Origin of the sequence: Mycobacterium numidiamassiliense, from assembly GCF_900157365.1 — a bacterium.
Lineage (GTDB): Bacteria > Actinomycetota > Actinomycetes > Mycobacteriales > Mycobacteriaceae > Mycobacterium > Mycobacterium numidiamassiliense.
This window is the reverse complement of sequence record NZ_FUEZ01000004.1, coordinates 3,335,252-3,361,447: the sequence shown is the minus strand read 5'-3', so window position 1 is coordinate 3,361,447 and position 26,196 is coordinate 3,335,252. Positions and strand designations below refer to the sequence as shown.

22 protein-coding genes and 2 riboswitches are annotated in these 26,196 nt (G+C 66.9%); of the genes, 17 read left to right on the top strand and 5 right to left on the bottom strand.

The window, feature by feature from the left end; genetic code table 11:
* The first annotated feature begins 62 nt into the window (after positions 1-62).
* Together MNAB215_RS24445 and MNAB215_RS24440 are read left to right on the top strand one after the other, a co-directional pair.
* On the top strand, positions 63-995 hold the full coding sequence (locus MNAB215_RS24445) for a sterol desaturase family protein (RefSeq protein ID WP_217348946.1): 933 nt from the start codon (positions 63-65) through the stop codon (positions 993-995).
* A 105-nt stretch (positions 996-1,100) separates the two neighbouring features.
* Positions 1,101-1,793, top strand: coding sequence for an Rv1815 family serine proteinase (locus tag MNAB215_RS24440; protein WP_077081086.1), 693 nt, complete (start codon positions 1,101-1,103; stop codon positions 1,791-1,793).
* Between the two features lie 6 nt (positions 1,794-1,799).
* Here MNAB215_RS24440 and MNAB215_RS24435 read toward each other — a convergent pair whose 3' ends face one another.
* Complete coding sequence (locus MNAB215_RS24435; protein WP_077081085.1) at positions 1,800-2,246, bottom strand: nitroreductase/quinone reductase family protein; 447 nt, start codon at positions 2,244-2,246, stop codon at positions 1,800-1,802.
* Between the two features lie 119 nt (positions 2,247-2,365).
* Here MNAB215_RS24435 and MNAB215_RS24430 point away from each other — a divergent pair, with 119 nt between their 5' ends.
* From MNAB215_RS24430 to MNAB215_RS24420, 3 genes are all read left to right on the top strand, one after another.
* A complete protein-coding gene (locus MNAB215_RS24430) occupies positions 2,366-3,049 on the top strand; it encodes a TetR/AcrR family transcriptional regulator (RefSeq protein ID WP_217348945.1) in 684 nt (227 codons plus the stop codon).
* A gap of 142 nt (positions 3,050-3,191) precedes the next feature.
* On the top strand, positions 3,192-3,692 hold the full coding sequence (locus MNAB215_RS24425; RefSeq protein ID WP_077081083.1) for a VOC family protein: 501 nt from the start codon (positions 3,192-3,194) through the stop codon (positions 3,690-3,692).
* Positions 3,689-5,146 (top strand): FAD-binding protein, encoded by a 1,458-nt coding sequence (locus MNAB215_RS24420; RefSeq protein WP_077081082.1) that lies wholly within the window; start codon positions 3,689-3,691, stop codon positions 5,144-5,146. Before MNAB215_RS24425 ends, MNAB215_RS24420 begins: the two co-directional genes overlap by 4 nt.
* 18 nt (positions 5,147-5,164) lie before the next feature.
* Here the strand turns inward: MNAB215_RS24420 and bacA are convergent, their stop codons facing one another.
* Positions 5,165-7,084 (bottom strand): vitamin B12 ABC transporter pemease/ATP-binding protein BacA, encoded by a 1,920-nt coding sequence (gene bacA / locus MNAB215_RS24415; RefSeq protein WP_077081081.1) that lies wholly within the window; start codon positions 7,082-7,084, stop codon positions 5,165-5,167.
* A 94-nt stretch (positions 7,085-7,178) separates the two neighbouring features.
* Here bacA and MNAB215_RS24410 point away from each other — a divergent pair, with 94 nt between their 5' ends.
* From MNAB215_RS24410 to gcvP, 12 genes are all read left to right on the top strand, one after another.
* Positions 7,179-8,825, top strand: a complete 1,647-nt coding sequence (locus MNAB215_RS24410; protein ID WP_077081080.1) for an acetolactate synthase — start codon at positions 7,179-7,181, stop codon at positions 8,823-8,825.
* Positions 8,826-8,872: 47 nt separating this feature from the next.
* Positions 8,873-11,203: an accessory Sec system translocase SecA2 gene (secA2, locus tag MNAB215_RS24405; protein WP_077081079.1), complete on the top strand. Its 2,331-nt coding sequence runs from the start codon at positions 8,873-8,875 to the stop codon at positions 11,201-11,203.
* Between the two features lie 64 nt (positions 11,204-11,267).
* On the top strand, positions 11,268-11,882 hold the full coding sequence (locus MNAB215_RS24400) for a CDP-alcohol phosphatidyltransferase family protein (RefSeq protein ID WP_077081078.1): 615 nt from the start codon (positions 11,268-11,270) through the stop codon (positions 11,880-11,882).
* On the top strand, positions 11,875-12,792 hold the full coding sequence (locus MNAB215_RS24395) for a DUF881 domain-containing protein (protein WP_077082295.1): 918 nt from the start codon (positions 11,875-11,877) through the stop codon (positions 12,790-12,792). The genes MNAB215_RS24400 and MNAB215_RS24395 overlap by 8 nt, the downstream gene beginning before the upstream one ends.
* Positions 12,793-12,850: 58 nt before the next feature.
* Positions 12,851-13,183 carry a small basic family protein gene (locus MNAB215_RS24390; RefSeq protein WP_077081077.1) on the top strand — a complete coding sequence of 111 codons (333 nt, stop codon included), beginning with the start codon at positions 12,851-12,853 and terminating at the stop codon, positions 13,181-13,183.
* Between the two features lie 73 nt (positions 13,184-13,256).
* The gene (locus MNAB215_RS24385; protein ID WP_077082294.1) at positions 13,257-14,132 is read left to right on the top strand and encodes a DUF881 domain-containing protein; all 876 of its coding nucleotides are present in this window, start codon (positions 13,257-13,259) and stop codon (positions 14,130-14,132) included.
* Positions 14,133-14,169: 37 nt separating this feature from the next.
* Positions 14,170-14,568, top strand: coding sequence for a glycine cleavage system protein GcvH (gcvH, locus tag MNAB215_RS24380; RefSeq protein ID WP_077081076.1), 399 nt, complete (start codon positions 14,170-14,172; stop codon positions 14,566-14,568).
* Between the two features lie 289 nt (positions 14,569-14,857).
* The gene (gene garA / locus MNAB215_RS24375) at positions 14,858-15,313 is read left to right on the top strand and encodes a glycogen accumulation regulator GarA (protein WP_108637695.1); all 456 of its coding nucleotides are present in this window, start codon (positions 14,858-14,860) and stop codon (positions 15,311-15,313) included.
* Positions 15,313-16,068 (top strand): transcriptional regulator FtsR, encoded by a 756-nt coding sequence (gene ftsR, locus MNAB215_RS24370; RefSeq protein WP_077081074.1) that lies wholly within the window; start codon positions 15,313-15,315, stop codon positions 16,066-16,068. Before garA ends, ftsR begins: the two co-directional genes overlap by 1 nt.
* A gap of 74 nt (positions 16,069-16,142) precedes the next feature.
* Positions 16,143-16,637 carry a bifunctional nuclease family protein gene (locus MNAB215_RS24365; RefSeq protein ID WP_077081073.1) on the top strand — a complete coding sequence of 165 codons (495 nt, stop codon included), beginning with the start codon at positions 16,143-16,145 and terminating at the stop codon, positions 16,635-16,637.
* A 288-nt stretch (positions 16,638-16,925) separates the two neighbouring features.
* On the top strand, positions 16,926-17,552 hold the full coding sequence (locus MNAB215_RS24360) for a MerR family transcriptional regulator (protein WP_077081072.1): 627 nt from the start codon (positions 16,926-16,928) through the stop codon (positions 17,550-17,552).
* A gap of 72 nt (positions 17,553-17,624) precedes the next feature.
* Positions 17,625-17,722, top strand: a riboswitch (glycine riboswitch).
* Positions 17,723-17,843: riboswitch (glycine riboswitch) on the top strand.
* Between the two features lie 33 nt (positions 17,844-17,876).
* Positions 17,877-20,702, top strand: coding sequence for an aminomethyl-transferring glycine dehydrogenase (gene gcvP, locus MNAB215_RS24355; RefSeq protein WP_077082293.1), 2,826 nt, complete (start codon positions 17,877-17,879; stop codon positions 20,700-20,702).
* Positions 20,703-20,747: 45 nt separating this feature from the next.
* Here gcvP and MNAB215_RS24350 read toward each other — a convergent pair whose 3' ends face one another.
* The 3 genes from MNAB215_RS24350 to MNAB215_RS24340 form a co-directional block, all read right to left on the bottom strand.
* Complete coding sequence (locus tag MNAB215_RS24350; protein WP_077081071.1) at positions 20,748-21,620, bottom strand: haloalkane dehalogenase; 873 nt, start codon at positions 21,618-21,620, stop codon at positions 20,748-20,750.
* A 30-nt stretch (positions 21,621-21,650) separates the two neighbouring features.
* Positions 21,651-23,798: a substrate-binding domain-containing protein gene (locus MNAB215_RS24345; RefSeq protein ID WP_077081070.1), complete on the bottom strand. Its 2,148-nt coding sequence runs from the start codon at positions 23,796-23,798 to the stop codon at positions 21,651-21,653.
* A gap of 90 nt (positions 23,799-23,888) precedes the next feature.
* Positions 23,889-26,075: a malate synthase G gene (locus MNAB215_RS24340; RefSeq protein ID WP_077081069.1), complete on the bottom strand. Its 2,187-nt coding sequence runs from the start codon at positions 26,073-26,075 to the stop codon at positions 23,889-23,891.
* Positions 26,076-26,196: the final 121 nt, after the last annotated feature.

The window sequence follows — 26,196 nt, the reverse complement described above, 5'->3', positions numbered from 1 at the left end:
ACCTTGTTGCTGTCGGCGGGCGATCACGACAACTGCTAGACCGACCGTCGTAATCTATCGGTGTGCATGACGTCACCGGGTTCTGGACCGCGTTGCCCCCGCAAATGCGGGACCCGGTGCTATTCGCGATTCCCTTTTTCCTGTTGCTGCTGGCTCTCGAGTGGACGGCGGCCCGCAAGCTGGAGCGCATCGAGGCCGCCGAACGGCCCGCGAACGGCGCCTACCTCACCCGCGACTCGCTGACCAGCATCTCGATGGGGCTGGTTTCGGTGGCCACCACCGCCGCCTGGAAGGCGCTGGCACTGCTCGGCTACGCCGCCATCTATGCGCATCTGGCGCCGTGGCACCTCGCGGTCAACAGGTGGTACACGTGGGTCATCGCGATCCTTGGCGTCGACCTGCTCTACTACGTCTACCACCGGATCGCCCATCGGGTGCGGCTGATCTGGGCCACCCACCAGGCTCACCATTCCAGCCAATATTTCAACTTCGCGACCGCGCTGCGCCAGAAGTGGAACAACAGCGGCGAGGTCCTGCTGTGGATTCCGTTGCCGCTCTTGGGTCTTCCGCCCTGGATGGTGTTCTTCAGCTGGTCGCTGAATCTGATCTACCAGTTCTGGGTGCACACCGAGCGGGTCGGCAAGCTGCCGCGGCCGTTCGAGTTCGTCTTCAACACCCCCTCACATCACCGCGTGCACCACGGGATGGACCAGGTCTACCTCGACAAGAACTACGGCGGCATCTTCATCATCTGGGACCGGTTGTTCGGTAGCTTCCAGGCCGAGATGTTCCGTCCGCATTACGGCCTCACCAAGCAGGTTGACACCTTCAACATCTGGAACCTGCAGGTCCGCGAGTACGTCGCGATCGCCCACGACTGGCGATCGGCGCACCGGCTGCGGGACCGGCTCCGCTACGTTTTCGGTCCCCCCGGTTGGACGCCGCGAGGCGCCGACGTGATCAGCAACACGGCTGGGCTCGCGACCTCGAAGTAACGTTCGCGCCGGGTGGCGCGAAAAGCTCGATGTCGAAAGAGTAACGACGTAGTCTCAATTTGTAGTCGGCCTGCGCGCCGGCCTCGACGGAACGGAGTCCGTCCAATGCTGTATCGCCTGGCACTGCGCGTGTTCGCCGTATCGGTCGCTGTCCTGGCATTCATCCCCGGCCTGCCCGCTGCCTCGGCCCACGCCGACCCCGTACTCGTGTACCCAGGCATGGAAATCCTGCAGGAAAACCGGATGTGCACGTTGGGCTACGTCGATCCGGGCCAGAAGATCGCGTACACCGCGGGGCATTGCCGCAGCGGCCCGGGGGCCGTCACCGACGTGAATCGCAACGTCATCGGCCATCTCGCGACCTTTCGTGACGACACACCCAGCGGCGCTACGGTGACCACCGACCAGGTGGTCACCGATTACGAGGCGATCGCGCTGGACGGCAACATTCCGGCGAACAACATTCTGCCGGGCGGACGTGCCCTGCTATCCAGCCCGAGCTCGGTGCCCCATCCCGGCGAGGCGGTCTGCCATTTCGGTGTGGTCACCGGTGAGACCTGCGGAATCGTGGAAAGCGTGAACAACGGGTGGTTCACCATGTCCCACGGCGTCCAGAGCCACCCGGGCGACTCGGGCGGACCCGTGTACACCGCCGGTGGCGGCCCCGCGCAGATCGTGGGGATCTTCAACAGCGTCTGGGGAGACCTGCCCGCGGCGGTGTCCTGGCAGACCACCTCCCAGCAGGTCCGACAGGACCTCGGCGCGGCGGCTGGATGGCGGCCGCAAACGCACCGCTAACGCTCCTCAGCGGGAGGGCACCAGGGCGAATACCGGAATCGACGGTGCGGCCGCGCGCAGTTGCTCGTCGCCGGAATCCGGTGTCAGCCCGGCGACGTAGCCCTTGACCTGCCAGTACCACCTGGCCAGGTAGCGCCTCAACAGCTCGGCTTTGGCGTCGTCGCTGACCTCGGTGATCTCGGCGCGCCGGCGGCGCCAGCGCGACCCGATCTCGACGAAACCCGCAACCCTGGCGTTGCGGGCCCACTGAGTGTTGCCCCGGGGCGAGACGACGTAGTCCACCCCGTCGACGGTCAGCAGGTTGACCACCACGGCGCGCGATTTCCCGGTCTTGCGACCGCGGACGCGAAGTGCCCGGGTGCCCGCGATGCTGATCCCCAGCTCGGCGAGCGCGCGGATGACCGCGTTGCCGGCTCGGGCGACACGGTTCGGTTCCTCGTATCGGGTGGACATACGGCATCCTCTCGGCGGGTCTCGACAGCTCTGAGAGCAGTGCTCTCTATCGGGTTCACCGTGCCACACACCATAATAAAAAGCAAGAGCGGTGATCTCGATTGTGTCAGACTGTCAACGTGGGCAAACGCCAGGAATCGCGCGAACAAATCGAGACCCGCATCGTCGAGCTGGGCCGCCGCCACCTGGTCGACCGCGGCGCCGCGGGGCTGTCGCTGCGCGCGATCGCCCGCGACCTGGGCATGGTGTCCTCGGCGGTCTACCGATATGTGTCCAGCCGCGACGAGCTGCTGACCCTGCTGCTCATCGACGCCTACTCCGACCTGGCCGACACCGTGGACCGCGCCCGGGAAACCGCCGACGAACTGTGGAGCGACGACGTCATCGCCATCGCCCATGCCACGCGCCGATGGGCGGTCGCGCGCCCCGCCCAGTGGGCCTTGCTGTACGGCAGCCCGGTACCGGGGTATCACGCACCACCGGAGCGCACCGTGGGGGTCGGCACCCGCGTGGTGGGGGCGATCTTCGACGCCATCGCCGCCGGAATCGCGACCGGCGACATCAGGCTCACCAATACCCTTGCGCCACAACCGATGTCATCGGACTTTGAACGAATCCGCCACGAATTCGCATTTCCCGGAGATGATTCCGTCATCGCCAAATGCTTCTTGTTCTGGGCCGGCGTACTGGGCGCCATCAGCCTTGAGGTGTTCGGCCAGTACGGCGCGGACACGCTGACCGATCCCGAGTCCCTCTTCGACACGCAGCTTCGGCTACTGGTGGATTTGCTGGCCCAACATTGATGGTGTGCTCCGTCGGCCGCGCCGCGACAGGCCCGAATTAGAACGTGTTCATTCGACTTTCTCCGCCGCGATGCGGCCGATCACGGCAAAGGCTTTCCGGGACCTTTCTGCCCGTCGACAGACTGGGCTATTCTGCCTGACGATGACGCTCCCAGTTGCAATACCAATGCAGATCGCGTGGGTCACCCCGGATCTGGACGCCACTGAAACGGCCCTCACCGGGCTGTTAGGCGCGCGGAAATGGATACGGATACCCGACGTGCACTTTGCTCCGGACAGCTGCAGCTATTACGGGAAGCCGGCCGACTTCGTCGCCGGCATCTCGCTGAGCTATCTCGGAGACATGCAGCTGGAGCTGATCTCACCGGTCAGCGGGCAGAGTGTCTATAGTGACTTTTTGCGCGACTCCGGGCCGGGCTTGCACCACATCTGCACGGAGGCCGAAAGCCCCGAGCAATTCGATGCGGCGCTGGCCGAAGCCGCCGACCGCGGCGCCGCGGTGGTGCAGCAGGGCGTGATGCCCGGCGGAATCCAATTCGCTTATCTATCCGCGCCACAAGCGGCGGTGCCGTACCTGGAGATCGCCTACATCTCGCCCGACATGCGGGCGTTCTACGACTACATCAAACAGGAGCAGCAGTGAGCACCGAGATTCCAGCAACGGTCAGCGCCGACACCGTGACGTCCTGGTCGGACGAGGTCGACGTGTTGGTGATCGGTTTCGGCATCGGCGGCGGGTGTGCTGCGGTGAGCGCGGCCGCGGCCGGCGCACGGGTGCTGGTGCTCGAGCGCGCCGCGGTGGCGGGCGGGACGACTTCGCTTGCCGGAGGCCACTTTTACCTGGGCGGCGGGACCGCGGTGCAGCAGGCGACCGGCCACGCGGACTCACCCGAGGAGATGTACAAGTACCTGGTCGCGGTGTCCCGCGATCCCGACCACGAGAAGATCCGCACCTACTGCGACGGCAGTGTTGAGCACTTCAATTGGCTCGAGGATTTGGGGTTCCAGTTCGAGCGCAGCTACTTTCCGGGCAAGGCGGTGATCCAGCCCAACACCGAGGGCTTGATGTTCACCGGCAACGAGAAGGTGTGGCCGTTCCTGGAGAAGGCGGTCCCCGCGCCGCGCGGCCATAAGGTCCCGGTGCCAGGCGACACCGGCGGTGCCAGCATGGTGATCGAGCTGCTCCTCAAACGGGCCGCAAGCCTGGGCGTGCAAATCCGTTACGAGACCGGCGCCACCGAGCTGATCGTCGACGATTCGGGCGCCGTGACCGGCGTGACGTGGAAGCAGTTCTCCGAAACCGGTGCGATCAAAGCAAAGTCGATCATCATCGCTGCCGGTGGCTTCGTGATGAACCCCGACATGGTTGCCACGTACACGCCGAAACTCGCGGAGAAACCATTCGTGCTCGGCAACACATACGACGACGGCCTGGGTATCCGGCTGGGTGTGTCGGTCGGCGGCGCCATCCACCATATGGATCAGATCTTCATCACCGCTCCGCCGTACCCGCCCTCGATCCTGCTGACCGGGATCGCGGTGAACAAGCTCGGACAGCGCTTCGTCGCCGAAGACTCCTATCACTCCAGGACCGCGGGCTTCATCATGGATCAGCCCGACAGCGCGGCGTTCCTGATCGTCGACGAGGCGCACCTGCAGCACCCCACCATGCCGCTGGTCCCGCTGATCGACGGCTGGGAAACGGTCGAAGAGATGGAATCGGCGCTGGGGATCCCGCAGGGCAATCTGGTCGCCACGCTGGATCGCTACAACACCTATGCCGCGCGGGGCGAAGACCCCGACTTCCACAAGCAGCCGGAATTCCTTGCGGCCCAGGACAAAGGCCCTTGGGGTGCCTTCGACATGTCACTGGGCAAGGCAATGTACGCCGGTTTCACCATGGGCGGACTGGCCACCTCCGTGGACGGTGAGGTGCTCCGCGAGGACGGCACCGTGGTGCCGGGTCTGTATGCGGTCGGGGCGTGTGCGTCGAACATCGCCCAGGACGGCAAGGGCTACGCCAGCGGCACGCAGCTGGGTGAGGGATCGTTCTTCGGCCGCCGCGCCGGAACGCACGCGGCTTCGGCTGCCCACTAGCCCAGCGCCGGCGCGCCGCTAGACCTGGGCCGGGCGCTTTTCCACCGGGTGCAGGCGCCACGCCCCGTCGCCGAGCAGTTCGAGCTGCTGTGCGTGATGCTGCTCGACCGCGCGACGATGGCTGACGCTGACTACGACCGTGTCCGGCAGCTCACTGCGCAGCAGCTGATACAGGGCGTATTCCAGACCCTCGTCGAGCGCCGACGTGGCCTCGTCGAGGAACACCGCCTTGGGCTTGGTGAGCAGGACGCGGGCGAACGCGACGCGTTGCTGCTCACCGGGCGAGAGCACCTTGGCCCAGTCCCGCTCTTCGTCCAGCCGCTCGACGAGCGGGGCGAGCGCCACCTTGGTCAGCGTGTCGCGCAGGGTGTCCTCGGCGATGTCGTCCGGCGAGTTCGGGTAGCACACCACCTCCCGCAGGCTGCCCAGCGGCACATAGGGCAACTGCGACAAGAACATCGTCGCGTTGTCGCCTTCCGGGCGGCACAGTGTCCCCGACGCGTACGGCCACAATTCGGCCAGGCTGCGCAGCAGCGTGGTCTTGCCCGCGCCGGAACGCCCAGTGATCACCAGCGAGTCACCGGTGTCCAGCTCGACGTCGAGCGATTCGATCAGCGGATCCCCCGCGGGCGTGCGGACCTCGATGCCGGCAAGCTCGACCGTCGTCTCCTGGCTCGGCTTGACCAGCACCGAGGGCAGCGCGCGGCCCTGGGCGTTGGCGTCGACCAATCCGTGCAATCGGATGATCGCCGCGCGGAAAGCGGCGAACGCGTCGTAGTTGTTCCGGAAGAAGGACAACGAGTCGTGAATGTTGCCGAAAGCCGTCGCGGTCTGGCCGACGTCGCCGAAATCGATCTGGCCGGAGAACAGCCGCGGCGCCTGAATCACCCACGGCAGCGGAACAATTGCCTGCGACACCGACCAGTTCCACCCGTTGAAGATGATGGTCCGGCGAACGAACTTACGGTAGTTGGCGATGATAGGGGTGAACCGGCGCCACAGCTGCGTACGCTCGACGCGCTCGCCCCGATAGAAGCCCACGGCTTCGGCGGCATCCCGCAGCCGCACCAGGCCGTAACGAAACGCGGCGTTGAGCTTCTCGTTGTTGAAGCTGAGCCAGATCAGCGGGCGTCCTAGCCAGATCGCGACGATCGTCGCGATCAGCACGTAGATCAACACGGTCCAGAACATCACCCGCGGAAACTCGACGCCGAACACGGTGATGGTCCCGGACAGGTTCCACAAAATCGCGGCGAACGAAATCACCGAGGCCACCGCATTGACGGCGCCGAACAGCAGCGTGCTGCCCGTACCGTTGGACGGGATGTTCGGCGTGCCACCGGCATTGGCGGTGAAGATATCGATGTCCTGCTGGATACGCTGATCCGGGTTGTCAATTGTGTTGTCGATGAACAGATCTCGGTAGTAGGCCCGGCCCTCCAGCCAGTCGTCGGTGAGATGCGCGGTCAGCCAGATGCGCCAGGAGATGATGAAGCGCTGGGTCAGATAGATGTCGGCCATGAAGCGAATGACATACAAGGTCGCCAGCACGATGAAGATCACGATCGACATCCAAAAGCCATGAATGCCAGAGTTTCTGATTTCGTCGTTGCCCGCCGCGGTGCCCTGGACCGCTTTCTGCACCGCCGTGTACAAGTCGTTGCCCTGGTAGCTGAGCAGTACGGTGATGCGCACCGCCAGGAGCACGGACAGCAACAACACACCGAGCATCACCCACACCTTGAGGCTTTCCCGGCCAACGAAGTATCCGCGGGTGATCCGCCAGAACTGCCTGCCCCACGGGGTGAAATACCGGAACACGGCCAGCACGATCAGCAGGCAGATGGCGCCGACCACCCAGGCGATGGCGGTCCATCTCAAGGAATCGGTGAGCGCGGCCGACCAGTCGATGGACGGCTTGAACAGCTTCGGGCCCAACTTCGGCGTCTCCTTAGTGGTGAGGCATCCGCGGGAGCCTCACGGTGGATAGTTCCCCGCGAACGTACCCGAGGATGGCGGATAGGCTGCCGAGATGAGCATCGACGCTCCGTCCAGCCAGACCGTACATGCCGGTCGCCTCATCGCCCGTCGCCTCAAGGCCAGCGGAGTCGACACGATCTTCACGTTGTCGGGCGGCCACCTGTTTTCGATCTACGACGGCTGCCGCGACGAGGGTATCCGCCTGATCGACACCCGCCACGAGCAGACCGCGGCGTTTGCCGCCGAGGGCTGGTCGAAGGTGACCAGGGTGCCGGGCGTGGCCGCGCTGACCGCGGGCCCCGGCGTCACCAACGGCATGAGCGCGATGGCGGCCGCACAGCAGAACCAGTCGCCGCTGGTGGTGCTGGGCGGCCGGGCGCCGGCGGGGCGCTGGGGCATGGGGTCGCTGCAGGAGATCGACCACGTGCCCTTCGTGGCTCCGCTGGCGTGCTTCGCGGCCACCGCACAATCGGCCGACGACGCCGGCCGGCTGGTGGACGCGGCCCTGCGCGCCGCCGTCGGCGCCCCCTCGGGAGTGGGGTTCGTCGACATTCCCATGGATTACGCATTTTCCACGTCCGACGACCCCGATGCTGGAGGCCTGCCCGGCGTGCTGGCCGACGCACCGGCCGCCCGCAGTGCCGATCCTGACGCCCTGGACCGGGCCGCGAGCCTGCTCTCCGGCGCGCAGCGGCCGGTCATCATGGCGGGCACCAACGTCTGGTGGGGACATGGGGAGGCAGCGTTGCTGCGTCTTGCCGAACAACGCCGGATCCCGGTGCTGATGAACGGGATGGCCCGTGGCGTGGTGCCGGCCGACCACCCGCTGGCCTTTTCGCGGGCGCGGGGAAAGGCGCTGCGCGAGGCGGATGTTGCGCTCGTCGTCGGCGTTCCGATGGACTTCCGGCTGGGCTTCGGCGGGGTATTCGGCGAGCACACCGAGCTCGTGGTGGCCGACCGGGCCGAGCCCGCGCGCGCCCATCCGCGGCCGATCGCGGCCGGCCTCTACGGCGACCTGACGTCGATCCTCTCGGCGTTGACCGGGTCGGGCGATCATCAGGGCTGGATCGACGAGTTGCGAACGGCCGAGACGGCGGCGCGCGACGGGGAAAGGGCCGAGCTCGCCGATGACCGAGCCCCGCTGCATCCGATGCGGGTATATGCCGAGCTGGCGCCGCTGCTGGACCGCGACGCCATTGTGGTGATCGACGCCGGCGACTTCGGGTCCTACGCCGGCCGGGTGATCGACAGCTACCTGCCGGGCTGCTGGCTGGACAGCGGCCCCTTCGGCTGCCTGGGGTCGGGCCCCGGCTATGCGCTGGCCGCCAAGCTTGCCCGGCCCGACCGTCAGGTCGTCCTGCTGCAGGGTGACGGTGCGTTCGGCTTCAGCGGCATGGAGTGGGACACCCTGGTCCGGCACAACGTGCCGGTGGTCTCGGTGATCGGCAACAACGGTATCTGGGGCCTGGAGAAACACCCGATGGAGGCTATCTACGGCTACTCGGTGGTGGCGGAGCTGCGCCCGGGCACCCGCTACGACGAAGTGGTGCGCGCCCTGGGCGGCCATGGCGAGCTGGTGTCCGCGCCCGGCGAGCTGCGGCCCGCGCTGCAACGCGCCTTCGCCAGCGGTCTGCCGTCCGTCGTCAACGTGCTCACCGACCCGAGCATCGCCTACCCGCGCCGATCCAACCTCGGCTGACGGGCCGGCTCGGCGGTGCGCGGGAGCCCACCGCGTACCGTTGACCTGTGTCAAAGACCACCCGCGCGCAGCCCGGCCGGCTGAGCAGCCGATTTTGGCGGCTGCTCGGGGCCAGCACTGAAAAGAACCGGTCCCGCTCCCTCTCGCAAGTCACCGACTCCTCCGAGTACGACGACCAAGCCGCTGGTCTCAACGACGAGCAGCTGCGCAAGGCGGCGGGGCTGCTGAACCTCGACGATCTGGCGGAATCCGAGGACATCTCGCAGTTCCTCGCGATCGCCCGGGAAGCCGGCGAACGGTCAACGGGGTTGCGGCCCTTCGACGTTCAGCTGCTGGGGGCCCTGCGCATGCTGGCCGGCGACGTCATCGAGATGGCCACCGGTGAGGGCAAGACGCTGGCCGGGGCGATCGCGGCCGCCGGGTACGCCATCGCGGGCAGGCACGTGCACGTCGTCACGATCAACGACTATCTGGCCCGCCGCGACGCCGAGTGGATGGGCCCGCTGCTGGAAGCGATGGGGCTGACGGTCGGCTGGATCACCGCGGAGTCGAGCAGCGAGGAACGCAAGAGCGCCTACGGCTGCGACGTCACCTACGCCTCGGTCAACGAGATCGGCTTCGACGTGCTGCGCGACCAACTGGTGACCGACGTCGACGACCTCGTCTCGCCGAATCCCGATGTGGCGCTGATCGATGAAGCCGACTCCGTGCTGGTCGACGAGGCGCTGGTGCCCCTGGTGCTGGCCGGTACCACGCACCGGGAGACGCCGCGGCTGGAGATCATCAAGCTGGTTGGCGAACTGGCCGCGGAAACCGACTACGACACCGACGCCGACAGCCGCAACGTGCACCTGACCGATGTCGGTGCCCGAAAAGTCGAGAAGGCGCTCGGCGGCATCGACCTGTACTCCGAGGAACACGTCGTGACCACGCTCACCGAGGTAAACGTCGCGCTGCACGCCCACGTGCTGTTGCACCGCGACGTGCACTACATCGTCCGAGACGACGCGGTGCAGCTGGTCAACTCCTCCCGCGGCCGCATCGCGCAGCTGCAGCGCTGGCCCGACGGTCTGCAGGCCGCCGTCGAGGCGAAAGAGGGGATCGAGACGACCGAGACCGGCGAGGTGCTCGACACCATCACCGTGCAGGCGTTGATCAACCGCTACGCGACCGTGTGCGGCATGACCGGCACCGCGCTGGCCGCCGGGGAGCAACTGCGCCAGTTCTACCGGCTCGGTGTGTCGCCGATCCCGCCCAACGAGCCCAACATCCGCGAGGACGAGTCCGATCGGGTCTACATCACCGCCGCGGCCAAGAACGACGCGATCGTCGCGCACATCGCCGACGTGCATGACACCGGGCAGCCGGTGCTGGTCGGGACCCGGGACGTGGCCGAGTCCGAAGACATCCACGAGCGGCTGTTGCGCCGCGGCGTGCCCGCGGTGGTGCTCAACGCCAAGAACGACGCCGAAGAAGCGCAAGTGATCGCCGAGGCCGGCAAATACGGCGTCGTGACGGTATCCACCCAGATGGCCGGGCGCGGAACCGATATCCGCCTGGGCGGGTCCGACGAAGCCGACCACGACAGGGTCGCCGAACTGGGTGGGCTGCATGTCGTCGGCACCGGCCGCCATCACACCGAGCGGCTGGACAACCAGTTGCGCGGGCGGGCCGGGCGTCAGGGGGACCCGGGGTCCTCGGTGTGCTTCTCGAGCTGGGAAGACGACGTCGTCGTCGCCAACCTCGATCGCAACAAGCTGCCGATGGAGACCGACGAGGACGGCAAGATCCTCAGCGCCAAGGCGGCCGGACTGCTCGACCATGCCCAGCGCGTCGCCGAGGGCCGCATGCTGGACGTGCACGCCAACACCTGGCGCTACAACCAGCTGATCGCCCAGCAGCGCGCCATCATCGTTGATCGGCGAAACACGTTGCTGCGCACCGCGACTGCGCGCGAGGAACTCGCCGAGCTGGCGCCGAAGCGCTACGAGGAGCTGGCCGAGACGGAGGAAATCTCCGAGGAACGCCTGGAGACCATCTGCCGCCAGATCATGCTCTATCACCTCGACCGCGGCTGGGCCGATCACCTGGCGTACCTTGCCGACATCCGGGAAAGCATCCACCTGCGGGCGCTGGGCCGGCAGAACCCGCTGGACGAATTCCACCGGCTGGCGGTCGACGCGTTCGCGTCGCTGGCCGCCGACGCGGTCGAGGCGGCGCAACAGACGTTCGAGACGGCCAACGTCCTGGAAGAAGAGCCGGGCCTGGACCTGTCCAAGCTGGCTCGTCCGACGTCGACGTGGACGTACATGGTCAACGACAACCCGCTGTCCGACGACACGTTGACCACCCTGAGCCTGCCCGGGGTGTTCCGCTAGTCGGATCGGCGGCTGATCGGTCCGTGCTGCGCTCCGTAACGTCGCCGGGCTAATGTCACGGCTCATGGAGCCGCAGCCGCCCGATCGGGTGCTGACCGTACCCAACTTGCTGAGCGCCATCCGATTGGCGCTCATCCCGGTCTTCATCTACGCCCTGATGTTCGCCCACGCCAACGGCTGGGCCGTCGCGATCCTGATGTTCAGCGGCGCCTCGGACTGGGCGGACGGCAAGATCGCCCGCACCCTGAACCAATCGTCGCGGTTGGGCGTGCTGCTCGATCCCGCCGTTGACCGGCTCTACATGGTGACCGTTCCGGTCGTGATGGCGTTGAGCGGGATCGTGCCGTGGTGGTTCGTCATCGCGCTCCTGGTGCGCGACGGCCTGCTGGCCGCGTGCCTGCCGCTGCTGCGCAGCCGCGGCCTGTCGGCGCTGCCGGTGACCTACATCGGCAAGGCCGCGACATTCGCCCTGATGTCCGGTTTTCCGCTGGTCCTGCTGGGCACCTGGGATGCGTTGTGGAGCCGCGTGATCGGGGCCTGCGGTTGGGGCTTCCTGATCTGGGGCATGTACGCCTACCTGTGGTCGTTCGTGCTGTACGTGGTCCAGATGACGTTGGTGGTGCGACAGATGCCCAAGCTGAGACACCAAGCGGCTCAGCCGGCGGGTGACCATGGCTGAGCCCGACCGCCTGCTCGGCGGGTACGACCCCAACGCGGGCCGCAGCGCCCACGCCGCGCAGCGCCCCACGCTCATCCCGGTGCCGTCGCTGCTGCGGGCCTTGCTGTCGGAGCATCTGGACCCTGGCTACGCCGCGGCCGCCGAAAGGCGTGGCGGCGCACCCGAAAGTGGGCGAGCACGCGCCTTCGGCTGGGTCTGGCAGGCGCTGGCGGCCACGCTGGTCGCGGCCGTCTTCGCGGCCGCCGTAGCGCAGGCCCGCTCCGTCGAACCCGGGGTGCGCACCGCCCAGCAGCTGTTGGTGCGCAGCGTCCGGTCCACCGAAGGCTCCACGAGCAAGCTGGCCAAGCAGCGCAGCGTCCTGTCGACTCAAGTCGACGATGTCCAGCGCCACGCGCTGGCCGACGACGCCGAGGGGCAGCGGCTGCTCAGCCGGCTCGACGCGCTGAGCCTGGCCGCGGCCAGCACGGCGATCATCGGCCCCGGCCTGACGGTCACCATCACCGATCCCGGTGCCAGCCCGAACCTTTCCGACGTGTCCAAGCAGCGGGTCAACGGCAACCGGCAGATCATCCTGGACCGAGACCTACAGCTCGTCGTCAACTCGTTGTGGGCCAGTGGCGCCGAGGCCATTTCGGTCGATGGCGCGCGCATCGGACCGAATGTGACCATCCGCCAGGCCGGGGGAGCGATCCTGGTCGACAACAACCCCACCAGCAGTCCCTACACGATCCTTGCGATCGGGCCGCCGCACGCGATGCGCGACGTCTTCGACAACAGCCCCGGCTTGCAGCGGCTTAGGCTGCTGGAGATCTCCTACGGCGTCGGCGTCACGGTGAACGTCTCCGACGGTTTGTCGCTGCCTGCCGGATCGGTCCGGGAGGTCAAATTCGCCAAACAGATTGGGCCCTAGTGAGAAAAGTCGTGCTGACAGAGCTCCCCGCGCGAGCAACACCCACGGGAAACGCCGCATGATCGGCATCGCGGCGCTGGCGATCGGCATCGTGCTGGGCTTGATCTTTCACCCCGCGGTACCCGAGGTCATCCAGCCGTATCTGCCCATCGCGGTGGTGGCCGCACTGGACGCGGTGTTCGGCGGGCTGCGCGCCTACCTGGAGCGGATCTTCGATCCCAAGGTCTTCGTGATTTCGTTTGTTTTCAACGTCTTTGTGGCCGCGTTGATCGTCTACGTCGGCGACCAGCTTGGTGTCGGCACGCAGTTGTCCACCGCCATCATCGTGGTGCTGGGCATCCGCATCTTCGGCAACGCGGCCGCGCTTCGGCGCCGACTGTTCGGCGCGTAACGCGCGCCGGCGACGCGACGATGCAGAGCGAAGTGAAGTGGAGGAGCGGCACCATGACCCAGACGAGGTCAGCGTGAGCCAGGACCTGCCACCGGGCGCCGACGACGAAAGTCGTGACGCGGCAACCGGGCACGCCACAGCCGACTCCGCAGCCCACGCGGCTGCCCCGCGGGGTCGCCACGAACTGCCGGCGAACAGCCCGCGTCCCGAGATCGGGCCGGTGGGCCGCACGGGCCTGTCCGCGGTGCTGCGCAGCGGCCGCTCACGTCTTGCGTTCGGAGCGTTGGCGACCCTGCTGTGCCTGCTGCTGGGAATCGCCATCGTCACCCAGGTCCGCCAGACCAAAACGGGCGATTCGCTGGACACCGCGCGGCCCGCGGATCTGCTGGTGCTGCTGGATTCGTTGCGGCAGCGCGAAGCCACGCTGAACACCGAGGTGAGCGAGCTGCAGAACACGCTCAATTCGCTGCAGGCGTCCGGTAACTCCGACCAGGCCGCCATCCAGAACGCCCAGGCCAGGCTGGCCGCGCTGTCGATCCTGGTCGGCACGGTGGGCGCCACCGGGCCCGGCGTCACCGTCACCATCGACGACCCCGGCCCCGGGGTGTCACCGGAGGTGATGCTCGACGTGATCAACGAGTTGCGTGCCGCAGGAGCCGAGGCGATCCAGATCAGCGACGGCCATCAGTCCATCCGGGTGGGCGTCGACACCTGGGTCGTCGGCAGCCCCGGGTCGTTGACCATCGACAGCAAGACCCTGTCGCCGCCGTATTCGATTCTCGCCATTGGTGATTCGCCCACGCTGGCCGCCGCGATGAACATTCCCGGCGGCGCGGAGGACAGCATCAAGCGCGTCGGCGCACGAATGTCGGTGCAGCAGGCCAACCGGGTGGACGTGACCACCTTGCGACAACCAAAACCGCACCAATACGCTCAGCCCGTCAAGTGAACTAGCCCGACCAGAATCCGACCAGAACAGGATTGCCGTGAGCGATATCCCGCCCGACCTGCATTACACGCCCGAACACGAGTGGGTTCGCCGCAGCGCAGATGACATCGCGCGGATTGGGATTACCGACTTTGCGCAGTCGGCTCTGGGTGATGTCGTTTTCGTGCAGCTGCCCGACGTGGGCGCCCAGGTCACCGCCGGTGAATCCTTCGGCGAGGTGGAGTCGACGAAGTCGGTCTCGGACCTCTACGCGCCGGTCTCGGGCACGGTGTCCGCGGTCAACGGCGATCTGGATGGCAGTCCGCAGCTGGTCAACTCCGATCCTTACGGGGCCGGCTGGCTGGTCGATGTCCAGGCCTCGGATGTCGCCGGGTTGGAGTCAGCTATTGCGGCCCTGCTTGACGCCGACGCCTACCGCGGCACACTGACCGAATGACGGTTGCTAATGTCCCTGCCAGCCCTTCGCACGACGAGATCGTGGCCCACCACCAGGCCCGCGGCGGGCGTACCAGCAGGGGGGCCGCGGGAGCCGGGCAGTCGGCTCGCAATACAGGTAGTGGTAGGCGCATTCCTCACCACTGCGCGGTACGGTCGTCACAACAGCTTGAGAAGGCAAGAAATCGGCGATCCGGAGCAATAAACCGAGTGAGAGCTAGTGGGAAGCCGGCCGATCGGCCCGGTCAGACAACGCCACAGCGGCCAGTGAGGAGCAGCGCGTGACGGACATGGACAAGGACTCTGATGAAGTCACGGCGGAGACTACTTCGGTCTTCCGCGCCGACTTCCTCAACGAACTGGACGCGCCCGCGCAAACCGGCGGCGAGAGCGCCGTATCCGGGGTCGAAGGACTTCCGGCCGGCTCGGCTTTGCTCGTCGTCAAACGGGGACCCAACGCGGGATCACGGTTCCTGCTCGACCAGCCCATCACCTCGGCCGGGCGGCACCCCGACAGCGACATCTTCCTCGACGACGTCACGGTAAGCCGCCGCCACGCCGAATTCCGGCTGGAAAGCAACGAGTTCCAGGTCGTCGATGTCGGTAGTCTCAATGGCACCTACGTCAACCGTGAGCCGGTGGATTCGGCCGTACTGGCAAACGGTGACGAAGTGCAGATCGGCAAATTCCGGTTGGTCTTCCTGACCGGCCCGAAGCAGGACGACGACGGAGGATCCGCAGGCTAGTGAGCGCACCCGATAGCTCGGCACTCGCCGGGATGTCGATTGGGGCGGTCTTGGACTTGCTAAGACCGGATTTCCCCGATGTCACCATCTCCAAGATTCGCTTCTTGGAGGCTGAAGGGCTGGTCACCCCTCAGCGCGCTGCATCGGGATACCGGAGGTTCACCGCATACGACTGCGCCCGGCTGCGGTTCATCCTCACCGCGCAGCGTGATCATTATCTGCCGCTGAAGGTGATCCGGGCGCAGCTGGACGCCCAACCGGACGGCGAGCTACCGGCCGTGGGATCTCCTTACGGCGTACCGCGATTGGTGTCGGTCGGGGGTAGCGGCGACATCGGCGCCGACGTGCATGCCGGATCCGACGCCGCGGCGGTTGCGCCCACCCGCATCCGGTTGAGTCGCGAGGATCTGCTGGACCGCTCGGGCGTGCACGACGACCTACTTTCGGCGCTGCTCAAAGCCGGCGTGATCACCACCGGTCCGGGCGGATTCTTCGACGAACATGCGGTGGTGATCCTGCAATGCGCACGGGCGTTGTCCGACTACGGTGTCGAGCCCCGGCACCTGCGCGCCTTCCGCTCGGCGGCCGACCGGCAGTCCGACCTGATCGCCCAAATCGCCGGGCCGTTAGTCAAAGCCGACAAGGCCGGCGCCCGCGATCGCGCGGACGACCTGGCTCGTGAAGTTGCCGCGCTGGCCATCACCCTGCACACGTCGTTGATCAAGTCTGCCGTTCGCGACGTTCTGCATCGCTGAGGACTAGACTTCGTTCAACGGCTTGGCATTCGACGGTCGGGTCGGACATTGCGGCGTGCGGAGGGCGGACACAGATGGGCGAAGTTCGTGTTGTCGGCATTCGCGTCGAGCAGCCGCAGAACCAGCCGGTGTTGTTACTCCGCGAGGCCAACGGTGACCGGTACCTTCCGATCTGGATCGGGCAGTCTGAGGCCGCCGCTATTGCCCTGGAACAACAAGGCGTCGAGCCGCCCCGCCCGTTGACTCACGATTTGATCAGGGATCTGATTGCCGCGCTGGGACATTCGCTGAAAGAGGTGCGGATCGTCGATCTGCAGGAAGGCACGTTCTACGCCGACCTGGTTTTCGACCGCAACATCACCGTGTCTGCGCGCCCCTCGGACTCGGTGGCGATCGCGCTGCGCGTCGGCGTTCCGATCTACGTCGAGGAGGCGGTGCTGGCTCAGGCCGGTCTGCTGATTCCCGACGAGAGCGACGAAGAGGACAACACCGTCGTCCGGGAAGACGAGGTGGAGAAATTCAAGGAATTTCTCGACAGCGTTTCTCCCGACGACTTCAAAGCCACCTGATCGGGCCGATCCTCGCTGGCCGTGGCCGGATGGCGAAATCGTCGTCCGATAGGTACTAGGCTGAACATCGATATCACGGATACGTCTCATCTGAGACTGTGATGTCGACACGCCTGACGGATGCGCGGCCACTTCCCCCTATGGCGGCCATACTTTGATGACGACTTAAGGTGCGGCAGCTATCGAACAGCGTAAGCTCTCTAGCACTCGGGCCTGAGCAAACGTGGTTGTTAACGCAGCCAGTGAACGCAGCTAGTGACAAGAGCGCGATCGGCGAGAGGAATCAGGGTGAGCGAGCAGCCACGTCAAGAAAAGCTCGACCTTGCTGACCACGCGGCGACCGGCGGTGAGCCCAGTGTCGCCGCGGTGAGCGAACCCGTGCAGCCCGGACTGTTCCCCGACGATTCGGTGCCCGATGAGCTGGTCGGCTACCGCGGGCCCAGCGCCTGTCAGATCGCCGGCATCACCTACCGCCAGCTGGACTACTGGGCACGCACGTCGCTGGTAGTGCCGTCGATCCGCAGTGCGGCAGGGTCGGGCAGCCAGCGCCTCTACTCGTTCAAGGACATACTGGTCCTCAAGATCGTCAAGCGACTGCTGGACACCGGCATCTCCCTGCACAACATCCGGGTCGCGGTCGACCACCTGCGCCAGCGCGGTGTTGAGGATCTGGCCAACATCACCCTGTTCTCCGACGGCACCACCGTCTACGAGTGCACCTCGGCCGAAGAGGTCGTCGACCTGCTGCAGGGTGGCCAGGGCGTGTTCGGGATCGCGGTGTCCGGCGCGATGCGCGAGCTGACCGGCATCATCGCCGATTTCCCGGGTGAACGCGCCGACGGTGGCGAGTCGATCGCCACGCCGGAGGACGAGCTGGCCTCCCGGCGCAAGCACCGCGACCGCAAAATCGGCTAGTCCCGACGTCACCCGTTACGGGTGCGATTATGGCGCCCGCCCCTGGCCGCGCGAGTAGAGTCGGGTGTGCATCGCCCTCGTGCGGGAGAGTTTCGTGGCGTCCAGTCACGAACGCCGAAGGAGCAACACCTCTCCGTCAATCTCTCAGGCACCCGGACCGCGCGGGATCCCGATGTCTCTGGAAAGCGGTGGCCCGGATGTCCGGCTCACCCGCCCATGGGGAAAGACAACCCTGATCCGGCTGTCGAATCTCTCAGGCACCCGGCACGGGTCGACGACAGAGGGAGAGGGCCGCTAAACCCTCTGCCGTTGTCAGGAGTGCCCGTGCCCGACCAGTCAACTTTCGCCTTCCGCCACATCGGGCCCGACAGCCAGGCCATCACCGCCATGCTCGACCTCATCGGTGTCGCGTCGCTCGACGAGCTGGCCGCCAAGGCCGTCCCGACGGGAATCTTCGACGAGCTCACCGCGGGCGGCGCCGCGCCGGGGCTGGACCGGCTGCCACCGGCCGCCACCGAGAGCGAGGCGCTGGCCGAGCTGCGTGCCCTGGCCGACGACAACACCGTCGCGGTGTCGATGATCGGGCAGGGCTACTACGACACGCTCACACCGCCGGTGTTGCTGCGCAACATCTTAGAGAATCCGGCCTGGTACACCGCCTACACGCCGTATCAGCCCGAGATCAGCCAGGGCCGGCTGGAAGCGTTGCTGAATTTCCAGACCATGGTCAGCGATCTGACCGGGCTCGAGATCGCGAATGCGTCGATGCTCGACGAGGGGACCGCGGCGGCCGAGGCAATGACGTTGATGCACCGGGCGGTTCGCGGTCCGGCGAACCGGCTCGCGGTCGACGTCGACGTGTTCGCCGCGACCGCGGCCATCCTGGCCACCCGCGCGAAGCCACTGGGCATCGAGATCGTGACCGTGGACCTGCGCGAGGGCCTGCCGGACGGCGACTTCTTCGGTGTCATCGCCCAGCTGCCCGGGGCCAGCGGCCGGATCACCGATTGGTCGGGCTTGGTCGCCGAGGCCCACGAGCGTGGGGCCCTGGTCGCGATCGGTGCCGACCTGCTGGCGTGCACGCTCGTCGCACCTCCGGGCGACATCGGCGCCGACGTGGCATTCGGCACCAGCCAAAGATTTGGTGTGCCAATGGGATTCGGCGGTCCACATGCCGGCTATCTCGCGGTGCACGCCAAGCATGCCCGTCAGCTGCCGGGCCGGCTGGTCGGTGTGTCCGTCGACAGTGACGGCTCGCCGGCGTATCGACTGGCGCTGCAGACCCGCGAGCAGCACATCCGCCGCGATAAGGCGACCAGCAACATCTGCACGGCGCAGGTGCTGCTCGCGGTGATGGCCGCGATGTACGCCAGCTATCACGGGGCCGACGGGCTGACCGCGATCGCCCGCCGGGTGCACACCCACGCCGGGGCGATCGCGGCCGCGCTGGGCGACGCGGCGGTGCATGACAAGTATTTCGACACGGTGCTGGCCCGGGTGCCCGGGCGCGCCGACGAGGTGCTGGCCGCGGCCAAGGCCAACGGCGTCAACCTGTGGCGGGTCGACGCCGACCATGTGTCGGTAGCGTGCGACGAAGCGACCACCGACGCTCACGTCGCCGCCGTTCTCGAAGCCTTCGGGGTGGCCGCCGTTGATCGGGCCGACTCCGAGATCGCCACCCGCACATCGGAATTCCTCACCCATCCCGCCTTCACTCAGCACCACACCGAGACGGCGATGATGCGCTACCTGCGCGCGCTCGCGGACAAGGATATTGCCTTGGACCGCAGCATGATTCCGCTTGGCTCGTGCACGATGAAGCTCAACGCCGCCGCCGAGATGGAGTCGATCACCTGGCCGGAATTCTCCCGGTTGCATCCGTTCGCTCCGGTCGCCGACAGCGCGGGGCTGCGTCGTCTCATCGCGGACCTGGAGACCTGGCTGGTCGAAATCACCGGCTATGACGCCGTTTCCCTGCAACCCAACGCCGGCTCGCAGGGCGAGTACGCCGGCCTGCTCGCCGTCCGCGACTACCACGCCAGCCGTGGCGAGCCGCACCGCGACGTCTGCCTGATCCCATCCAGCGCGCACGGCACCAACGCCGCGTCGGCCGCGCTGGCCGGAATGCGGGTGGTCGTGGTCGGCTGTCTGGACAACGGCGACGTCGACCTCGACGACTTGCGCGCCAAGGTCGGCGAACACGCCGAGCGGCTGTCGACGCTGATGATCACCTATCCGTCCACCCACGGCGTCTACGAGCACGACATCGCCGACATCTGCGCGGCCGTGCACGACGCCGGCGGCCAGGTGTACGTCGACGGCGCCAACCTCAACGCGCTGGTCGGGCTGGCCCGGCCCGGCAAGTTCGGCGGCGATGTGAGCCACCTGAACCTGCACAAGACGTTCTGCATCCCGCACGGCGGCGGTGGTCCGGGTGTCGGCCCGGTGGCGGTGCGGTCGCATCTGGCGCCGTTCCTGCCGGGTCACCCGTATGCCCCGGAATTGCCGCAGGGGCACCCGGTGTCGTCGGCGCCCTACGGGTCGGCGTCCATCCTGCCGATCAGCTGGGCCTACATCAGGATGATGGGGCCCGACGGACTGCGGGCGGCATCACTGACCGCGATCGCCTCGGCCAACTACATCGCGCGTCGCCTCGACGAGTACTTCCCGGTGCTCTACACCGGCGAGAACGGCATGGTCGCCCACGAGTGCATCCTGGACCTGCGCGGCATCACCAAGTCGACCGGCGTGACCGTCGACGATGTGGCAAAGCGCTTGGCGGACTATGGTTTTCATGCACCCACCATGAGTTTCCCGGTAGCCGGCACGCTGATGGTGGAGCCGACCGAGAGCGAGAGTCTCACCGAGATCGACGCTTTCTGCGAGGCGATGATCGCCATCCGCGGCGAGATCGATCGCGTCGGAGCCGGGGAGTGGCCCGCGGATGACAATCCGCTACGGGGCGCCCCGCACACCGCGGAGTGCCTGGTGGTCGACAAGTGGGAGCATCCCTACACCCGGGAGGAGGCCGCCTATCCGCTGGGCAAGGAGTTCCGGCCCAAGGTCTGGCCTCCCGTGCGGCGCATCGACGGCGCCTACGGGGACCGCAACCTGATGTGCTCGTGCCCGCCGGTGGAGGCCTTCGCTTAAGGGGCCTTAGGGGTCTTAGGGGCCTTTGGCTGAGCCGGCCGGGTCTCAGCCGAAGCGCTCGATGATCGCCGCGGCGATCTCGTCAGGCGCGTCCTCCTGGATGAAATGCTTGGCCTCGGGCAGCTCGACCAGGACGTGATCGGGAAAGGCCGCGCGCATCCGGGGCAGCGACGGGCCCGGCCGGAACGCGAAATCCTTCATGCCCCAAACGAATAACGCGGGTTTCGCCCCGAGCGTGGCAGGCACTTCATGGCTCAGCCGGTCCAGCAGCGTGCGAGCCGCCAGCAGTTCCTTCGGCATCTTGGCGACGCCCAAGCGCGCCTCGGGGTTGGGCTGCACGCCGCGGTAATGCGCCATCACCGCCGCGCTGGGCGGCTTCGCGGTCCCCAGCGGGATCATTCGCTCGACGAAGTAGTTGCGTCGCAGGATCGCGCGCTGCATCGGCGGGCTGGACATCACGCGGGAGAATATCTTCGTCGTCAACACGTCGGTCGGCCAGAACCAGGTGTTGCCCAGGACAACTCCGCGCACGCGCTGCGCGCGCGCCACCGCGACCGCCATGCTGATCGGTCCGCCCCAGTCCTGACCCATCGTCAGGTACCCGTCGAGGCCGAGGTGGTCGACGAATTCACCCATCACGCGTGCGTGTTCGTCGATGGTATAGCCGAATCCGCTGGGCCGTTCCGACAACCCGAAGCCGAGGTAATCCGGTGCGATGCAACGGAATCGGTCACGCAGAGCGACGACGATGTGGCGATACAGGAAACTCCACGTCGGGTTGCCGTGGAATAACAACAGCGGCGGCCCCGCGAAACCGGCGGGGCCTTCGTCGATGTAGTGCACGCGACCCCGCGAGCTGTCGAACCAGCGTGAGGTGAACGGATACAGCAGCGGATCCGGCGTGAATTCGATGTTCATTGGCGCCTTTCGGCCAGGCCCGGCACGACTTCAGCTTAGGAACGTGTTGATGGCCGCCGCAAGATCAGGCGACGCCGAGGTCGCAAGGTTCTGGTAGCTGCCGCCGCTGAGTTGGGCGACGGCCTCCCAGGTCGCCCGGTCCGGGTCATTGCCGAAATCGATGACATTGACCGCGATCGGTTTGGCGGGGTCCGCGCTGGTGCGGATGAAATTCTGCAACCCCGCCCCGTCCAGGGACTGGTCCGTGTGCGGGCCAGCTGTGATCAGCAGTATCGAATTCGTTTGTCCCGCAACATATTTAGCTTGAAAATCCTGGTATAGCATGCGCAGCGTGGTGAACGACACCGCACCGCCACCCGAGGAATACTGCTTGTCCAGCGCGGCGGCCAGTGCCGCCGAACGGGGCTGGCCGTTGACCGGGTCGCCGAGCGGGCCGATCGCCACCTCCGATCGACCCTCATGGCCGTCGAACGTCCACAACCCCAGGATCGCGCTCGGGGGTAACGCCTTGATCTTGTCGTTGAGGGCTGCAATCACATTGGCCAGACGGGTTTTCCCGCCTTCGTCGCCCGGCATCGACTGGTCGAGCAGGATGGTCGCGGCCGAACCACTGGACGGGGTGGCCATGGCGTCGGCCAGCGTGGCGCGCACGGCGTCGTCACCCACCGACAGCGTGGACGGCAGTGCGGCGAAGGACGTGACCGCGCTGCTCGGCGGTTTGACGCCGTTGACCCGGAAACCGAACTTGGCCAGCTTGGCGAGTTGTTCGGGCTTACGCATGAAGTGGGTGAACTCGCTGGCCGCCGAGCTCTGCTCCGACGACAGCCAGGTCCCGCTGAGCAGGACCGTGGGGTAGTCGGCGACCGGCACCGGCCCGGACGGCAGCCAGGAACCCAGCACGTTCTTGGCGTCGGCCAGTGACTCGCCGCGCTGGTACAACTGCTGTTCGGTGGCGATGACCGCGTGCACCGGCGCGGTTGCCGCGTCGCCGGGCTTGAGCAAGGTGTTCAGCGCCTCGACCAGGGTGCTGTCCGCCAGCTTGGGCTGCGCACCGACCACGGTGCGCACCGCGGCGGTGCCCTGGGTGACCGGCGCACCGGGCGGCACCGACGCGGCCGCCACCGCCTCGCCGGCCAGATACGAAGCGTCGCTGTTGCCGGTGGTCGGCAGCGCCAGCCGCAGCGACCCCCAGGCCGGTAAGTTGATGCCCGCCAACGCATTCGGGTTGGTTTGCAGTCCGGGCAGCGCACCCCAGCCCTGGTTGGTGAGGGCGCGCTGCAGTTCGGGCCGCATGGCGAGCAGGACCGGCGAGGTCACCAGTGACCGGCTGTCGCTGATCGTCTTCTGCCCGGTCGCCGCGGCTAGCCGAGCCGCCGAGACGGAGCTCCCCGGGATCCACAGTGCGGGCTGTCCGCCCAATTCCGCGGGCCACTTACCGATGAATCCGCTGACCACGGCGTCGGAGCCGGCCGGTTTGACGGTGACCACCATGCAGTGGTCACCCACCGGGCCCGCCGTTGAGTTGTAGCTGTCGGCGAGTTGCTGCACCGGTTCGGCGATCGACGGGTCGACGACGACGGCGACCGACTCTTTGCCGCCGATGCAACGGGCCGCGGCGTTGTGCGAGCGGTGGGACAACACGTCGCCGAAGAAGCTCCACAGGATCACGGTGCCCACCACCACGACAACCGCGACCAGCGCCACGATCACGCCAATGCTGACCCCGCGCCGCCCGCCGACACTGCGGTGCCCACCCCGCCAGTCGCCGAGTACTCGACGGCCGGAACCGGGCAGGCCCGGCGCTGCGGGCGGCGGCTCGGAGCCCACCGCGCTCGCCGGTCGCAGCGGAAATTCCGGATACTCGTCGTCGACGAGGTCATCCACGACGGCGTCGTCCGCGGGGTAGCCATCGTCGGCGGGATAGCCGTCGTCTTCTGCGTAGCCGTCGTCATCGTCGTGCTGGTCCCCGGGATAGCCGCCCGCGTCGGTGTGGGGCCGCAGGCCCGGCGCAGGGAAGGCGAAGCCGGACGACGCGGCCAGCGGCTCGTCGCTCGCCTGGTCTTCTAAACCGTCGGAGTCGTCGGCGTCGAGGTGGCGGGCCGTGTAGTCGTCGGCGACAGAGTCGTCGACGACGTCGTCGGCCGAGTCCTCGGGTTCGGGGGCGCTGTGCCTACCCATGCCGCTGCCCGCTGCCTTCCTGTCGACGCATCGAATCCAAACCGGCGCCGAGTCTAGCCATCAGTTGCGTTACCGCAGGTTGAGCCCGAATCAGGCACCCGCGCGTGCCTTGAATTCACGCCGGCGCCGATGCAGGATCGGCTCCGTGTAGCCGTTCGGCTGCTGCCCGCCGGACAGGATCAGCTCCTGGGCGGCCGAGAAGGCGATGCTGTCGTCGAAGTTGGGCGCCATCGGCCGGTACTCCGCGTCACCCTCGTTTTGCTTGTCCACCAGCGGCGCCATCCGTTCCAGGCTGGCCCGCACGTCCTCCTCGGTGATGACGCCGTGCCGCAGCCAGTTGGCCAGCAGCTGGCTGGAGATCCGCAGGGTGGCGCGGTCTTCCATGAGGGCGACGTTGTGGATGTCGGGAACCTTCGAGCAGCCGACGCCCTGCTCCACCCAGCGCACCACGTAGCCGAGGATGGACTGGCAGTTGTTGTCCAGCTCCTCGCGGACTTCCTCAGGGGCCCAAGCCAATTCCTTGGCCAGCGGGATGGTCAGCAACTCGTCGAGGTTGGTGCGGGTCTTGCCCTCGAGCTCTTCCTGCACGGCGCCCACGTCGACCTGGTGGTAGTGCATCGCATGCAGGGTGGCCGCCGTGGGCGAGGGCACCCAGGCGGTGGTGGCGCCGGCCTTGGGCTGGGCGATCTTCTGCTCGACCATGTCGGCCATCAGTTCGGTCATCGCCCACATGCCCTTACCGATCTGGGCCTTGCCCTTGAAGCCGGCCGCGAGCCCGATGTCGACGTTGGCGTCCTCGTAGGCCTTGATCCAGGTGCTGTTCTTCATCGCACCCTTGCGGATCATCGGGCCGGCCTCCATCGAGGTATGGATCTCGTCGCCGGTGCGGTCGAGGAAGCCGGTGTTGATGAACACCACCCGGTCGGCGGCAGCCTTGATGCACGCCTTGAGGTTGACCGTGGTGCGGCGTTCCTCGTCCATGATGCCGACCTTGAGGGTGCCCTGCGGCAACCCCAGCACGTCTTCGACGCGGCTGAACAGCTCGCAGGTGAAGGCCACCTCGGCCGGGCCGTGCATCTTGGGCTTGACGATGTACACCGAACCCGTGCGGCTGTTGAGCAGCGGGCCGTTGCCGTCGCCGCTCTTGATCCCGTGGATGGCCGTCAGGCCGGTGAACAGGGCGTCCTGGATGCCTTCGAACACCTCGTTACCGTCGGCGTCGACGATCGCGTCGTTGGTCATCAGGTGACCAACGTTGCGGACGAACAGCAGGCTGCGGCCGGGTAGCGTCAGCTCGCCGCCATCCGGCGTGGTGTAGGTGCGGTCGGCGTTGAGCACGCGGGTGATGGTCTTGCCGCCCTTGTCGACCTGCTCGGACAGGTCGCCCTTGTTGAGCCCCAGCCAATTGCGGTAGCCCAGCACCTTGTCGTCGGCGTCGACGGCGGTCACCGAGTCCTCGAAGTCCATGATCGTGGTGATCGCGGATTCCAGGATCACGTCCTTGATGCCGGCGGGGTCGGTCTTGCCGACCGGTGACTGCGGGTCGATGAGGATCTCGATGTGCAGCCCGTGGTTGACCAGCAGCACCGACCAGCTGGGGGAGCCGAGGTCGCCGGTGTAGCCGACGAACTTGTCCGGGCTGGCCAGGGCGGTGGACTCGGCGCCGAGGGTGACCTGCAGCTGCCCGTCGTCGATGCTCACGCCGGTCACGTCGGTCCACGAGCCCGACGCCAGCGGCGCGGCCTCGTCGAGGAACTTGCGGGCGTAGGCGATGACCTTGTCGCCGCGCACCTTGTTGTAGCTGGAACCCTTGTCGGCGCCGTCGGTTTCCGGGATGACGTCGGTGCCGTACAGCGCGTCGTACAGCGAGCCCCAGCGGGCGTTGGCGGCGTTGAGCGCGAACCGGGCGTTGAGCACCGGCACCACCAGCTGCGGGCCGGCGGTCGTGGTGATCTCGTCGTCGACGCCCGAGGTGGTGATGGTGAAGTCCGCGGGCTCGGGCTGCAGGTAACCGATTTCGGTGAGGAACTGACGATAGGCGTCGATGTCGAGGGGCTCGATCACGCGCTGCCGGTGCCACTTGTCGATCTGAGCCTGCAGCTGGTCGCGCCGGCCCAGCAGCTCCTGGTTCTGCGGGGTGAGGTCGGTGACGACCTTGTCGACACCCGCCCAGAAGCTGTCGGGGTCGATGTCGGTGCCGGGGAGGGCTTCGTTGTTGACGAAGTCGTAGAGCACTCGGGCCACCCGCAAGTTCCCCGCCGACACGCGGTCAGTCATGTTTCTCCTCCAAAATTGCTTCATTGGTCCCACTCGTCCCAGGCTGGCCCCAACTAGCTTTGCCACCAGACTACCGGCCAGCAGCCCGAACGAGCGTATCCCTGCCGTCCGCAAGAGCAGG

What these genes read in the sequence shown, in the direction of transcription:
- MNAB215_RS24440 (WP_077081086.1), top strand. Translation starts at nt 1,101, where the DNA reads ATGCTGTATCGCCTGGCACTGCGCGTGTTCGCCGTATCGGTCGCTGTC.
- MNAB215_RS24435 (WP_077081085.1), bottom strand. Translation starts at nt 2,246, where the DNA reads ATGTCCACCCGATACGAGGAACCGAACCGTGTCGCCCGAGCCGGCAAC.
- MNAB215_RS24425 (WP_077081083.1), top strand. Translation starts at nt 3,192, where the DNA reads ATGACGCTCCCAGTTGCAATACCAATGCAGATCGCGTGGGTCACCCCG.
- MNAB215_RS24410 (WP_077081080.1), top strand. Translation starts at nt 7,179, where the DNA reads ATGAGCATCGACGCTCCGTCCAGCCAGACCGTACATGCCGGTCGCCTC.
- MNAB215_RS24400 (WP_077081078.1), top strand. Translation starts at nt 11,268, where the DNA reads ATGGAGCCGCAGCCGCCCGATCGGGTGCTGACCGTACCCAACTTGCTG.
- MNAB215_RS24395 (WP_077082295.1), top strand. Translation starts at nt 11,875, where the DNA reads ATGGCTGAGCCCGACCGCCTGCTCGGCGGGTACGACCCCAACGCGGGC.
- MNAB215_RS24390 (WP_077081077.1), top strand. Translation starts at nt 12,851, where the DNA reads ATGATCGGCATCGCGGCGCTGGCGATCGGCATCGTGCTGGGCTTGATC.
- garA (WP_108637695.1), top strand. Translation starts at nt 14,858, where the DNA reads ATGGACAAGGACTCTGATGAAGTCACGGCGGAGACTACTTCGGTCTTC.
- MNAB215_RS24365 (WP_077081073.1), top strand. Translation starts at nt 16,143, where the DNA reads ATGGGCGAAGTTCGTGTTGTCGGCATTCGCGTCGAGCAGCCGCAGAAC.
- MNAB215_RS24350 (WP_077081071.1), bottom strand. Translation starts at nt 21,620, where the DNA reads ATGAACATCGAATTCACGCCGGATCCGCTGCTGTATCCGTTCACCTCA.
- MNAB215_RS24345 (WP_077081070.1), bottom strand. Translation starts at nt 23,798, where the DNA reads ATGGGTAGGCACAGCGCCCCCGAACCCGAGGACTCGGCCGACGACGTC.
- MNAB215_RS24340 (WP_077081069.1), bottom strand. Translation starts at nt 26,075, where the DNA reads ATGACTGACCGCGTGTCGGCGGGGAACTTGCGGGTGGCCCGAGTGCTC.